This window comes from Glaciecola sp. HA4-3, from assembly GCF_055693685.1.
On sequence record NZ_CM146340.1, the window covers coordinates 3,365,324 to 3,378,267 of the forward strand.

At 38.3% G+C, this 12,944-nt stretch carries 10 protein-coding genes; 5 read left to right on the plus strand and 5 right to left on the minus strand.

What is annotated here, in order from left to right; genetic code table 11:
• The first annotated feature begins 85 nt into the window (after positions 1-85).
• The 5 genes from glyQ (at position 86) to ACZ1G6_RS16055 (ending at position 5,326) form a co-directional block, all read left to right on the plus strand.
• Entirely contained in the window at positions 86-994 is a 909-nt protein-coding gene (gene glyQ / locus ACZ1G6_RS16035; protein ID WP_472617205.1) for a glycine--tRNA ligase subunit alpha, read from the plus strand.
• A 9-nt stretch (positions 995-1,003) separates the two neighbouring features.
• Positions 1,004-3,103, plus strand: coding sequence for a glycine--tRNA ligase subunit beta (glyS, locus tag ACZ1G6_RS16040; protein WP_472617206.1), 2,100 nt, complete (start codon positions 1,004-1,006; stop codon positions 3,101-3,103).
• 48 nt (positions 3,104-3,151) lie between these two features.
• On the plus strand, positions 3,152-3,607 hold the full coding sequence (locus ACZ1G6_RS16045) for an early set domain-containing protein (protein ID WP_472617207.1): 456 nt from the start codon (positions 3,152-3,154) through the stop codon (positions 3,605-3,607).
• A 109-nt stretch (positions 3,608-3,716) separates the two neighbouring features.
• Positions 3,717-4,796 (plus strand): DUF2855 family protein, encoded by a 1,080-nt coding sequence (locus ACZ1G6_RS16050; RefSeq protein WP_472617208.1) that lies wholly within the window; start codon positions 3,717-3,719, stop codon positions 4,794-4,796.
• Entirely contained in the window at positions 4,793-5,326 is a 534-nt protein-coding gene (locus ACZ1G6_RS16055; RefSeq protein ID WP_472617209.1) for a prepilin-type N-terminal cleavage/methylation domain-containing protein, read from the plus strand. The genes ACZ1G6_RS16050 and ACZ1G6_RS16055 overlap by 4 nt, the downstream gene beginning before the upstream one ends.
• Here the strand turns inward: ACZ1G6_RS16055 and ACZ1G6_RS16060 are convergent.
• The 5 genes from ACZ1G6_RS16060 to dnaA all read right to left on the minus strand — a co-directional run bounded on the left by ACZ1G6_RS16060 (position 5,323) and on the right by dnaA (position 12,509).
• Complete coding sequence (locus tag ACZ1G6_RS16060) at positions 5,323-6,273, minus strand: hypothetical protein (protein WP_472617210.1); 951 nt, start codon at positions 6,271-6,273, stop codon at positions 5,323-5,325. The genes ACZ1G6_RS16055 and ACZ1G6_RS16060 overlap by 4 nt on opposite strands.
• A 124-nt stretch (positions 6,274-6,397) precedes the next feature.
• Entirely contained in the window at positions 6,398-8,761 is a 2,364-nt protein-coding gene (gyrB, locus tag ACZ1G6_RS16065; protein WP_472617211.1) for a DNA topoisomerase (ATP-hydrolyzing) subunit B, read from the minus strand.
• 54 nt (positions 8,762-8,815) lie between these two features.
• Positions 8,816-9,910 carry a DNA replication/repair protein RecF gene (recF, locus tag ACZ1G6_RS16070; RefSeq protein WP_472617212.1) on the minus strand — a complete coding sequence of 365 codons (1,095 nt, stop codon included), beginning with the start codon at positions 9,908-9,910 and terminating at the stop codon, positions 8,816-8,818.
• Positions 9,911-9,920: 10 nt separating this feature from the next.
• Positions 9,921-11,048, minus strand: coding sequence for a DNA polymerase III subunit beta (gene dnaN, locus ACZ1G6_RS16075; protein WP_472617213.1), 1,128 nt, complete (start codon positions 11,046-11,048; stop codon positions 9,921-9,923).
• Positions 11,049-11,069: 21 nt separating this feature from the next.
• A complete protein-coding gene (dnaA, locus tag ACZ1G6_RS16080) occupies positions 11,070-12,509 on the minus strand; it encodes a chromosomal replication initiator protein DnaA (RefSeq protein WP_472617214.1) in 1,440 nt (479 codons plus the stop codon).
• Positions 12,510-12,944: the final 435 nt, after the last annotated feature.

A 12,944-nucleotide genomic window follows, 5' to 3' on the forward strand; every position in this document is an offset into this window, starting at 1 on the left:
TACATACAAATTTACCAATATAAGGCAGTTTTAGGTATACTTAACGACATTAAATATAAATACCGTCGTTAAGATTTTCTAAACCATGCAAAAATACGATTTACAAACCTTTCAAGGTCTAATTCTTGCCCTTCAAGACTATTGGGCACAGCAAGGCTGTGTGATTATACAACCGCTTGATATGGAAGTAGGTGCAGGTACTTTTCACCCCATGACTTTTTTACGTTCACTTGGTCCAGAACCAATGAATAGTGCATATGTTCAGCCCTGCCGTCGCCCTACTGATGGTCGCTATGGTGAAAATCCAAATCGATTGCAACACTATTATCAATTTCAAGTAATGCTTAAACCGTCCCCAAGCAATATTCAAGAGCTCTATTTAGGCTCATTAAAAATGCTTGGTTTTGATCCACTTGTACATGATATTCGCTTTGTTGAAGACAACTGGGAATCACCCACGCTAGGCGCTTGGGGCTTAGGTTGGGAGATTTGGCTTAACGGTATGGAAGTAACACAGTTTACGTATTTTCAACAAGTGGGTGGGCTAGAGTGTAAACCTGTCACTGGCGAAATTACTTATGGGCTTGAGCGACTCGCAATGTACATGCAAGGCGTTGATAGCATTTATGACTTAGTTTGGACCCAAGGCCCATTTGGCAAAGTAAGCTATGGTGATGTATTTTTACAAAATGAAAAAGAGCAGTCCGCCTATAATTTTGAGCATGCAGATGTAAACTTTTTATTCTCTACTTTTGATGAATGCGAGAAAGCAAGTCAGCACCTCATAGATGCTCAATTGCCCTTACCTGCCTACGAGCAAGTTATGAAAGCGTCTCATGCTTTTAACTTGCTTGATGCAAGGCATGCAATCTCGGTAACTGAACGACAAGGATATATTTTACGCGTGCGTGCTTTAGCAAAGGCATGTGCGCAAATTTATTTTGATTCTAGGGAAGCCTTAGGTTTTCCATTGTGCCCTTCTCAAGAGAAATAAGAACCTGATATGGATGATTTGAAACAAACCTTGCTTATTGAATTAGGCACAGAAGAACTTCCACCAAAAGCACTAAAGCAGCTTTCAAATAGCTTTGCAAAAGGGATAGAACAAGAGCTAATTGCTTTAGGTTTTAGCTTTAAAAGTGTCAATAAATTTGGTGCGCCCAGAAGACTAGCTGTTGCGTTTAAGGAGTGTCAACGCATACAAGATGATAAAGTCGTAGAAAAACGTGGGCCAGCTGTATCTGTTGCATTTGATGCTCAAGGCAATCCGACTAAAGCAGCAATAGGTTGGGCAAGAGGCAATGGGATTGAGATTGAGCAAGCTCAACGCTTAAAGACTGACAAAGGTGAATGGTTATTACACAAAGCAACTGTTGCTGGTCAAAAGTTAGATGATATCTTACAAGCGGTACTTGAAAAGACCATTAAACAAATGCCGATTCCCAAACCCATGCGTTGGGGTAGCGCATCGAGTGAGTTTATCCGTCCAGTTCACACACTTTGCACGTTATTTGGTGATGAATTGATTAATGTAGGCCTGCTAGGCTTGAAGTCGTCACGCGAAGTATCAGGCCATCGCTTTCATGGGCAACATCGCATTGAATTAGATCACGCCGATAATTATGCATCATTAATGAAGTCCCAATATGTCCTTGTTGACTATAGCAGCCGAATGAATGCAATTGAAAAGCAGCTTATAGAAAATGCTAAAGTACTAAATTTAACGCCTGATTACGACAATGCTTTACTAGAAGAAATTTCATCTTTAGTCGAATGGCCAGTTGTTTTGCAAGCTAAATTTGAAAACGACTTTTTAGATGTTCCCAAAGAAGCACTTATCTATACGATGAAAGATGATCAAAAATATGTACCACTTCTAGATGATAAAGGTGAATTAAGCGCACAATTTTTATTTGTTAGCAACATAGAGAGTAAAGACCCTTCTCAGGTAATAGATGGTAATGAAAAAGTTATCCGTCCGCGTTTAGCCGATGCAAAATTTTTCTTTGAAACTGATAAGAAAACCAGCTTAGCATCAAAGGCTAGCCAACTCGATAGTATTTTATTCCAAAAAGAATTAGGTACTATTGCACAAAAGACCACACGGGTAACAAATGTTGTACGCATACTTGGTCAACTGATCGGTGTCGACCAAGTAACACTAGATACTGCGCTACGCGCAGCTTCTCTCGCAAAAGCAGACCTTGTAAGCAATATGGTTATGGAGTTTCCAAGTGTACAAGGTATCATGGGATATCACTATGCTTTGCATGATGGGGAAGAGAAAGGAGTAGCCTTAGCAATAAAAGAACATTATCTGCCTCGTTTTGCAGGAGACGCATTGCCAACTAGTCATGCAGGAATGCTCGTATCGCTGTGTGAAAAATTAGATACCTTAGTGGGTATATTTGGAATCAACAAGATCCCAAAAGGTGACAAAGATCCTTTTGCGCTTAGAAGAAGTGCTATTGGTATTTTAAGGATTCTAATATCATTTAATGTAAATGTAAGATTATCTGACATCCTTGATGTGGTTATTTCGCAGTTTGATGATCAACTGAAAAATAGCACCGTACAAAGCCAGGTTACACAATTTTTATTGGACAGACTAAAGCCGTTCTATCAAGACATTGAAACTGGCAGTATTAATGCTGATGTTGTTAATGCCGTATTGGCGAGTAACACCGAACAGCCTGTTAGTGATATAAACTTACGAGTACTTGCTGTATCTGAATTTGCAAAAGATCCTAGCGCTCAAAGCTTGGTAAGTGCAAATAAACGCGTAGCCAATATCCTTTCAAAGAATAAAATATCCATTGATAATATCCAAGGTATCGATGAGAGTTTGTTTATTGAAAACGAAGAGATAGCGCTTTATGAAGCACTTAAAAGCGTAGAAACACAGTTATCGAACATGGAGACATCGGATTATGCAGTTGTATTAGATACACTGAGTTCATTGAAGAATGTTCTTGATGCTTTTTTTGATAAAGTAATGATTATGGCTGATGTTGAAACCATAAAAGACAATAGGATTGCCCTTGTATCAAAAGTAAGGAAACTTTTCTTATCCGTAGCGGATATTTCGCTATTGAATTTGTAGTTTTGTGGGTCTAAGAATTTCTTAGGCTTTTTTAGATGAGAGAGTAGTATGATGGTTAAGTCTCACTTTCGACTTTTGTTTGGTATTTTGTTGTTTGGTTTTTTATCTGGTTGCGCCAATACAATCAGTAAAGATATATTTTTTTCAGAAGAGACACGTGATTTTTCTGATATGTATTTGCGCGGCGGATTTAATTGGTGGGAAGCCAGTGAAACATTTAAACTCTACCAACAAGACGATAAATTATACGTTGCAACAATCGAACTTATCGCCGATGGCCAGCAGTATGACTTTAAGGTAGCTGATTCACAATGGTCTATGTTATTAGACTGTGGTGCCAGTAAAGAAGCGATGGATATAGAACTTAATAAAGAAACGCAGCTTTTTTGTGGAATGGAGTCTAAAAATCTTATTTTCATACCAAATGAAACTGGCATGTATAGCTTTTCGCTAGACACGTCTAACAGCAATAGACCTTCTTTAACAGTGAATAAAGTGTCCTAAACACTTAACTTTGTCATATACTCAGTTATAGTTATCAATATACTGCCAACTTGAGATCTTACATGTCAGTGTTGGTAATTCCCTAATTTGATTTTTTATAGGACTTTTCATGGCACAATTTCAAGTTGAACGTTACCACCTTACTAATACAAGAATAGTCCAAACCAACAATAATATTTCCTTACAATTAGGCGAAATTAAAGTAAAAATAGATCATTTTGCCCTTACGGCAAATAATATCACTTACGGTGTTGCAGGCGATAAACTAGGCTATTGGGATTTTTTTCCCTGCGAAGATCAGCAACAAAGTAAATGGGGAATCATTCCTGTTTGGGGCTATGCTGATGTTATTGAGTCGAAATGCGATGATGTAAGCGTTGGCGAACGTTTATTTGGGTATTTCCCGCCAGCCAATGATTTAGTTATGAAGCCAGGCACCATTAATAAACATAGTTGGCTTGATAGCAGCGCGCACAGGCACCATTTGCCAGCGGGCTATAACATGTACAGAAAAGTACTCGATAAGTCCAGTTTGTATGAAGAGGCTTATCGCATGCTGCTATATCCACTTCACGTTACCTCTTTTGCTTTGTTTGATTTTTTTGATAGCAAAGACTGGTTTGGCGCTGAACAAGCAATATTGCTTAGTGCGTCTAGTAAAACAAGTACCGGTTTGGCGTATGGTATTAAATCAGACAAAGATTCTCCGAGGTGTATTGGTTTAACCAGTAAAAGCAACACAGAAATGGTTCTTCATACAGAAGGATATGATGAAGTATTGCATTACGATCAATTAGATAAAATAGACAAAAATAAACCAACTGTGATTATCGACATGTCAGGTAATGGCCAATTGTTAAGTGACCTGCATCAATTGCTTGGAGATAATATGAAGTTTTGTAGTAATGTTGGGATTACTCACAGAGATGACTTTGTTAAAGGGCCTCATTTTATTAAAGAACGTAGCGAGTTATTTTTTGCCCCCTCACATATTGCCAATAGACTAAAAGATTGGGGAAGCGCTGTTTTTGAGCAAAAAAGTAGTGAATATTTAGAAATGTCATTCGGTAAAACCGCTAGATGGCTTACAGTAGAGCGCATAGATGGCTTAGAAGCAATGCAAGCTATATTTAGCGACCTAGCGAATGGTGCGATTGACCCAACACTTGGAATAGTCGTAGAACTATGAAAAAGACAAATAGTTACTGTTCATTAGATAAGGGTTTCACCTTGGTTGAACTCATTGTGGTGTTAGTTGTATTAGCAATATTAGCCGTAGTTGCTATTCCAAGATTTATCGATGTCAGTAAAGAAGCGCGCGTAGCAGTGTTAAATGGAATAAGTGGTGAAATAAAGGGAATGGTTTCGTTAGTGCAAGCAAAGGCTTTAGCCTCAGGACTTAGAGCCACATCAACTAACCCTTCCTCTAACGCAATACAAGTTACCTATGTGGTTGATTTTCCCTTTGGCAGCGCAGAAGTAGATTTTAGGAACTTGTGTCCAGAGAGTATCGCAGAGGCAGGCGATAATCTTGCAATGGTCGATTATTTAAACCTGTCGTTGGGTGATGATATAAGCCAAAGGGTCAGTAACCAGTATACCTTAATCGGTTATATATTACCTGTTAGTGGAACACCACTAAACGAAGGGTGTTATGTACTCTACGATTCATTTGGCTCACCAAACTGTACCGTCGAAGTGATTACACAAGACTGCTAGGAGCGCTTTTGTTTATATTCATCCAACAATTGAAGGATTTCTTTTCTTTCAGCTAGAAGTGCGATTACTCGCGTATCAGATGATTCCCGCGCACCCTTAGACAATAAAAGTTCAATCACATCAATTGAACCCCCTGTGATAGCCGCATCTATCGGGCTTGTGCGAGTAAGGTGTAAGCGATTCGCGTTTACATCTGCTCCTAACTCCAACGCTTTTCTCACCGAAAATATATCGTTATGCCCAGCGGCTGCTACAAGCAAATCGTCTGGTTCAAGATTGGAGTAGTTTGGCTGCAAGCTTTTAGGCAACTCAGGAATAGTTGCATCATTTGGTAGACCAATACGCAGTTTACCATTAGCTAAGAAACTGTGGGGCGGAATGAACAAGTTAAATGGAAGGTTTTGCTCATTTGCTATGCGTGCTGCACGTCTTTCTAATAAACGCCCAGTGTGGTCGAAGATTGCATTAGAGCATCTATCTTCAAATATCGCACTTTTATTTGTTTTCTCAAGTTCTTTGTTTAGCTTTATCGCACAACCTGTATGAGGGCTGCGGCCAATAAAGATAAAGTATTCAGGCTTGAGTGAACGTGTTGGGGCTTTACGAAGGTCAATATCAGTTGCAAGTAAAAGCCTTGTCCAAACGTATGATTGAGTATCAGTATAATTAGTTTTTAAAGCGTAAAAATAATTAGCGTCTTCTGGGTTTATAAACTCGCTAGGATTAATTACACGCCCTGCTACTTCTTTAGCTGTCCTTCTGTAAATAATGACTGGGCGACCAACATAATCAACTCTTATAACCGTACCTTCTCCCATACGCCTCACATCGACTTCAATATGAGTATTTGCGTTTTCAAGCTGGTTTTTAATTAACTCTAGTGGATAGGCATCGGCAAAACTAACTCCCGAATACACTATTAATAAGAACGATAAAAAAGTTTTCATGCATGTTTTCCAATATTTCCAGAAAACCGACTCTCAACAACATTACTTAGCCGGTGTATTGAGCGATATAATGATCAATTAGCTCATTATATCGCCAATGCTTTACTTTGTAACATGTATTTACTTATACGTCTAGATTCTCGACGTTGAGCGCATTAGATTCAATAAAGTTACGTCTAGGTTCAACTTGGTCCCCCATTAAGGTCGTAAATAATAAATCTGCTCCAATGGCATCTTCAATAGTTACTTGTAACATTCTTCGTGAATCTGGGTCCATTGTAGTCTCCCATAATTGCTCGGGGTTCATTTCACCAAGACCTTTGTAACGCTGAATGTACTGACCTCTTTTTGCTTCATTCATCAACCACTCTAAAGCGTCTTTAAACTCAGCAACTTCTAATGTCTTCTCACCTCGTTTGATATATGCGCCTTCTTCCATTAAGCCATTAATCGTTAAATTGAGTGATTTTATTTTTTCATACTCAGGGGAGGATATAAACTCTTGATTTATATGATAATTATAGTCAATTCCATGTTGTTTCATGGTTAATACTAGTTCATTTACACCATCTTCATTCATAACGATGTCGTGTGTGAAACTACGTGAATCATCTTCAGTGATTGCAAGTTTAGCAACTAAGGCCTCGCCGATTTCAGATAGAGATGCTTTATCTTGGAGTAAGGCAAGATCAATTGCCTTGGTATAGATAAGCTGCGTTAATAATGACTCCGGCATCCGGCGATGCATTCTTGAAATCATAATCATTGTTGTCTGATAGAGTTTGACCATGTTCTCTAGTGCTATTCCTTGAATAGGTGGCGCATCAGGACTGACAAATAATGATGCATTCTCTACCGCAAGGTTAGTTAACAAGTTATTTAATGCATCGTCATCTTTTAAGTATTGTTCTTGTTTTCCTTTCTTTATTTTGTATAAAGGCGGTTGAGCAATAAAGATGTGCCCACGCTCAATCATTTCAGGCATTTGACGGTAGAAAAATGTAAGAAGCAAAGTTCGTATATGCGAACCATCAACGTCTGCATCTGTCATTATTATAATGCTGTGATAGCGAAGTTTGTCAGGATTGTATTCATCACGCCCAATACCACAACCTAAAGCGGTTATTAGGGTAGCCACTTCTTGTGAGGACAACATTTTGTCAAAGCGTGCTTTTTCAACGTTTAGAATTTTACCTTTTAAAGGAAGTATCGCTTGGTTTTTCCGATTTCGACCCTGTTTTGCTGAACCTCCAGCAGAATCACCCTCCACAATATATAGTTCTGACAGTGATGGATCTTTCTCTTGGCAATCTGCCAGTTTACCGGGTAAGCCTGCAAGGTCCAACGCACCCTTTCTACGTGTCATATCACGTGCTTTGCGCGCCGCTTCTCGGGCACGTGCAGCATCAATAATTTTATTTACAATGGTTTTGGCATCGCTAGGATTTTCTTGAAGATATTCCGATAATTTTTCACCCATGGCAGCTTCGACTGCAGATTTAACTTCAGATGAGACTAATTTATCTTTTGTTTGAGATGAAAACTTGGGGTCTGGTACTTTGACAGACACAATTGCAGTTAAACCTTCACGTGCATCATCACCGCTTGCACTCGTTTTATTCTTTTTATTGTAACCTTCTGACTCCATATAGTTATTTAAAGTACGGGTAAGCGCGCCTCTAAATCCTGCCAAATGGGTACCACCGTCACGCTGAGGAATATTGTTAGTGAAGCAAAAGATATTTTCATGGAATGTATCATTCCATTGCATAGCAACTTCTACTGACACGCCATCATCGCGTTCGTGAGTAAAATAAAATGGCTTACTATGAACTAAATTTTTATTGGTATTTAAATATTCTACAAAAGCTTGTATGCCACCTTCGTAATGAAAATTGTCTTTGCGACCGTCTCTTTCGTCTTCAAGTGTTATTGATACACCGGAATTCAAAAATGATAGCTCTCTTATTCTTTTCGCTAAAATATCATAGTGAAAAACGACATTTGTAAAGGTCTCTTCACTTGGCCAAAACCGTATCGTAGTCCCTGTTTTGTCAGTTTTTCCAGTTGGACCCAGTGGTTTTACTGGCACGCCCATATTGTATTCTTGTTCGTACCTATCGCCATTACGATTAATAATAAGCGCTAATTTTTTTGACAGTGCATTTACAACCGATACGCCAACACCATGAAGACCGCCAGACACTTTATAAGAGTTATCATCAAACTTTCCACCTGCGTGTAGTACAGTCATGATTACTTCAGCAGCAGAAACGCCCTCTTCTGGATGAATCTCGGTAGGTATACCACGTCCATCATCTGTAACTGAAACAGAGTTGTCAGAATGAATTTTAATTATAATCTCTGAACAATGGCCGGCTAAAGCTTCATCAATCGAGTTATCTACAACTTCGAACACCATATGATGCAAGCCTGTACCGTCGTCGGTATCACCAATATACATTCCAAGGTCTTTTTCGAACTGCATCGAGCCCCTTTAGAACTTTGATACTCGAAGAATCATAGTTTTGTTCTGACATTTTTACTCCTCAATCACATGATCTTGTTTCACGTGAAACACTTTTTTGTTGTTGTAATTATGCATAATCGATATTTGAGATTTATCTATCGCTGTCACAAACACCTGTGAACGTTCATTTAAGACTGTTTCTAGAAATCTATTTCTAGTATCAATATCGAATTCAGCTGCTAAGTCATCTATCAAAAAAACACTTTGTTTCCGCGTGAGCTCATTTAGCAATTTTACTTCCGCTAATAAAAGCAACGATACAAGTAGGCGAAGTTGGCCTCTTGACATATATTCTGACGCGTCTTTTGCATTGACTAAGAACTGAACATCAGCCTTATGCGGGCCGCTTGATGTACTTCCTCTGAATAGATCCCTTTCCAGTTTAATATTCAAGCTTTCTTGCAAACTAATAGATTTTTCCCAGCCCTGATTATACCTCAATTGTATTTTTATCTCAGGATAAAATTCACTATACAATGCATTTATTTGCTGATTTAACAAAGAAATATAGTGATGTCTTCTTTCAGATATTACTTCCCCAAGTTTTGACAACTGCGGGCCCCATAGGTCCAATTCAGAGAATCGATTCTTCTCTTTGAAATCATGTTGTTTTAGCAAAGCGTTCCGTTGCAATAAACAGTTTTGATACTGTTTGCTGATATTGCTGAACGAATGTTCCACGTGAAACACTAACCAATCGATATATTTACGTCTTGCAGTGGGTGACCCTAGAATAAGATCACTGCTTTGAGGGGTAAATACCTGTACTGGTAAGAGTTTCACCACATCTGACAGTCGTGCCACTTTCTCTTGGTTATATTTAAAACTTAGACCATCATGCTTATGACGACTGAAACCTAGTGTTTCAGAGGCGCCTTGATTATGAAATTTACAAAATGCCGAAGCCACTTGATATCCATTGGATATAATTGTTTCAGTTCTATTTGTTCTAAAAGACCGAGCAAACCCAAAAATATGAAGAGCCTCAAGAATCGAAGACTTACCCGCGCCGTTTTCCCCATATATAATATTGAGGCGCTGATGGGGAGAAAGCGAAGCGCTTGAAAAATTTCGAAACTTATCTAAACGCAACTCAGTTATGAACATTTGACGTTCGTTAGAGCCTCATAGGCATAACGACATACTGCGAAGAATCATCATCTACATTGACACCATCTTTTACAGCGACACCATGAACGAGTGCGCTTGCGTTAGAATCAGACAGTTTAAAAATCACTGCGCTGTTTTCTATTGCATTTAAGGCATCAATCAAATAAGCAACGTTAAAACCTATTTCAAGACTTTCGCCTTGGTAGTCAACATCAATTATTTCTTCTGCCTGCTCTTGCTCAGGGTTTGTAGCAGTAATTTTCAGTTCATAAGGTTCAAGGTTAAGTCTAACTCCTTTAAACTTTTCATTTGTTAGAATCATTGCCCTAGATAAAGCACCTTTGATAAGGTCACGATATACGACTAGCCCCTTAGTCGTGTTTTTTGGAACCACTCGATTATAATCAGGGAATCGGCCATCAACTAACTTACTGGTAAATATAAACGAATTACTAAATATTCTGATGTGATTAGCACCAAGTTGAACTTTTATCTTATTATCAGAATCTTCTATCAAGCGAGATATTTCCATCACACCTTTACGTGGAATAATTACCTGTTTAGCCGGTAAACTTTCGCCTTCATAGTCTATCATTGACATCGCTAATCGATGCCCATCAGTTGCTACTGTTCGGATTAAATGTTCACTCGTTTCTAAACTCATGCCGTTTAAATAATAACGGACGTCCTGTTGAGCCATAGAAAACTGAACAGATTCAATGAGTTGCTTAAGATTGTTTTGGCTAATTTCAAACTCACTGTCACCTTGCCAGTCTTCTAAGTTTGGATAATCATCAGCAGATAATGTTGAAAGGGAGTACTTCGACCGACCAGATTTAAGAAGCGCTTTTCCATCACTCACGCTGAACAAAATTGTAGAATCTTCTGGAAGCCCTCTGACAATGTCTAAAAGTTTTTTAGCTGGAACCGTTATTTGTCCTTCACCATTTTCACCACTCAAAGGAACATTGGCAATTAGTTCTACCTCAAGGTCAGTACCAGTCATCCATAGTGCGTCATTATCTACTTTAATTAGTACGTTCGCTAAAATAGGCAAAGTGTGTCGCCTTTCCACAGCACCTGAAACAAGTTGTAAGGGTTGTAAAAAACTCTCTCTACTAATAGTAAAATTCATTGTTATTTCTCTAGTAAGCAGTTAAGACGACAAGGTCCGCATTAAATTAATATAGTCTTCAGTAATATCATGATCATCGGCTCTTAATTGTTCTATTTTTCTAACCGCATGGATGACTGTTGTATGATCGCGCCCGCCAAATGAATTACCAATTTCGGGATAACTATTATTGGTCAATTCTTTTGCTAGTGCCATTGCCATTTGACGAGGCCTTGCGACGCTTCTTGTTCTTCTTTTTGATAAAATATCAGATACTTTAATTTTATAATAGTCAGCAACTGTCTTTATTATATTATCAATCGTAACTAACTTATCTTGCAATGCAAGTAAATCTCGTAACGCGTCTTTAGCAAAATCTATAGTAATGGGCCGGCCGGTAAAGTTCGCATTGGCAATTACCCTATTGAGAGCTCCTTCTAGCTCCCTTACATTTGACCTGATTTTCTTCGCCATAAAAAAAGCGACTTCACTTGGTAAGTCAATTCTATTCAACTTTGCCTTTGACATTAGAATCGCAACTCTGGTTTCTAATTCTGGTGGCTCTATTATAACCGTTAAACCCCAACCAAACCTCGATTTCAATCTATCCTCTACACCTTCAATTTCTTTTGGATAGCGGTCGGATGTCATAATAATTTGTTGATCACCTTCCAACAAGGAATTAAAAGTGTGAAAGAACTCTTCTTGCGAGCGTTCTTTGCCAGCAAAAAACTGTATATCATCAATGAGCAAAGCATCAACTGAACGATAAAAACGTTTAAACTCTTCTATCGCATTGTTTTGCAGCGCCTTCACCATATCTTGCACAAACCTTTCTGAATGCATATAAACGATCTTCGCATTTGGTTTTTTCGCAATAATTTCGTTACCAACTGCATGTATCAAATGTGTTTTGCCAAGCCCTGTCCCACCGTATAGAAATAATGGGTTATAACCATTTACGGGATTTGAAGCTACTTGCGTGGCAGCAGCTCTTGCTAGCTGATTGGACTTACCTTCCACGAAGGTATCAAAGGTGTACTTAGGATTAACATTGCTATTGTGATTATCTAGTTTGGGTACAACTACTACAGAGGGCTCAGATGATAAACTTTGACTAAGCACCTTTTTATTATTAGCAAGTGGAGTCTCAATGGTTAATTTCGGTGAGTTCTCAAAGGTTTTTGGTTTCGCATTTGCCGTAGATAAAGCGCTAGGAATTTCAGAAGTAGGTGTGCTTGGTGGAACTCCGCTTGAAAGCGATAAAAGTGGCGCATCATCGGCATACAATTGTTTTAGCGTCTCATTGATAAGAAGAAAATATTCGTCTCGTACCCAATTAACAATAAAGTTATTAGACGCATATAAGTGTAGAGTTTGTCCATCAAAATGAGATTTTAGCGGTTTCAACCACATATTGAATAACTCAGCCTCAAGCTCATGTTGCAACAGTTCAAGACAATCTTTCCAATCTACATTCAAAGTAACCCTTAGCGTATGCTGTATTAACTCATCAACTTCCTAATAATAACTAAATATTAGCTTTTTATCCACAGCAGCTACGCAGCAATTAGCTAAAAACCGACAAGATATACACAAGCAAGCACTAAATAATTGTTATTTATCACTATATTTATTGAAAAAAGAAGGCTGCACAAAAATTTATACGCGTATTGCTACCTTAAAGCAAAGAAAATCACATAATATTTAATACTAAAAATTATTTTTGTGGATAACTATCTCTGCAAAAATAATTACACTACTATCAAATAATTAAACGCCATCTTAATGCACAAATAAAAAAAGCTTAAAAACAGCGCCAAATGGGGGATCAAAGGCTTGACATTACTAGTATTGATCTCTATTATTCCGCGTCCGATAAAACAGGTCCAGTTGCTAACTGCACATATTTGCATC

Excerpts from the sequence above, each read along its gene's own strand:
- glyQ (WP_472617205.1), top strand. The coding sequence starts at position 86 with ATGCAAAAATACGATTTACAAACCTTTCAAGGTCTAATTCTTGCCCTT.
- glyS (WP_472617206.1), top strand. The coding sequence starts at position 1,004 with ATGGATGATTTGAAACAAACCTTGCTTATTGAATTAGGCACAGAAGAA.
- ACZ1G6_RS16045 (WP_472617207.1), top strand. The coding sequence starts at position 3,152 with ATGATGGTTAAGTCTCACTTTCGACTTTTGTTTGGTATTTTGTTGTTT.
- ACZ1G6_RS16050 (WP_472617208.1), top strand. The coding sequence starts at position 3,717 with ATGGCACAATTTCAAGTTGAACGTTACCACCTTACTAATACAAGAATA.
- ACZ1G6_RS16055 (WP_472617209.1), top strand. The coding sequence starts at position 4,793 with ATGAAAAAGACAAATAGTTACTGTTCATTAGATAAGGGTTTCACCTTG.
- ACZ1G6_RS16060 (WP_472617210.1), bottom strand. The coding sequence starts at position 6,273 with ATGAAAACTTTTTTATCGTTCTTATTAATAGTGTATTCGGGAGTTAGT.
- gyrB (WP_472617211.1), bottom strand. The coding sequence starts at position 8,761 with ATGCAGTTCGAAAAAGACCTTGGAATGTATATTGGTGATACCGACGAC.
- recF (WP_472617212.1), bottom strand. The coding sequence starts at position 9,910 with ATGTTCATAACTGAGTTGCGTTTAGATAAGTTTCGAAATTTTTCAAGC.
- dnaN (WP_472617213.1), bottom strand. The coding sequence starts at position 11,048 with ATGAATTTTACTATTAGTAGAGAGAGTTTTTTACAACCCTTACAACTT.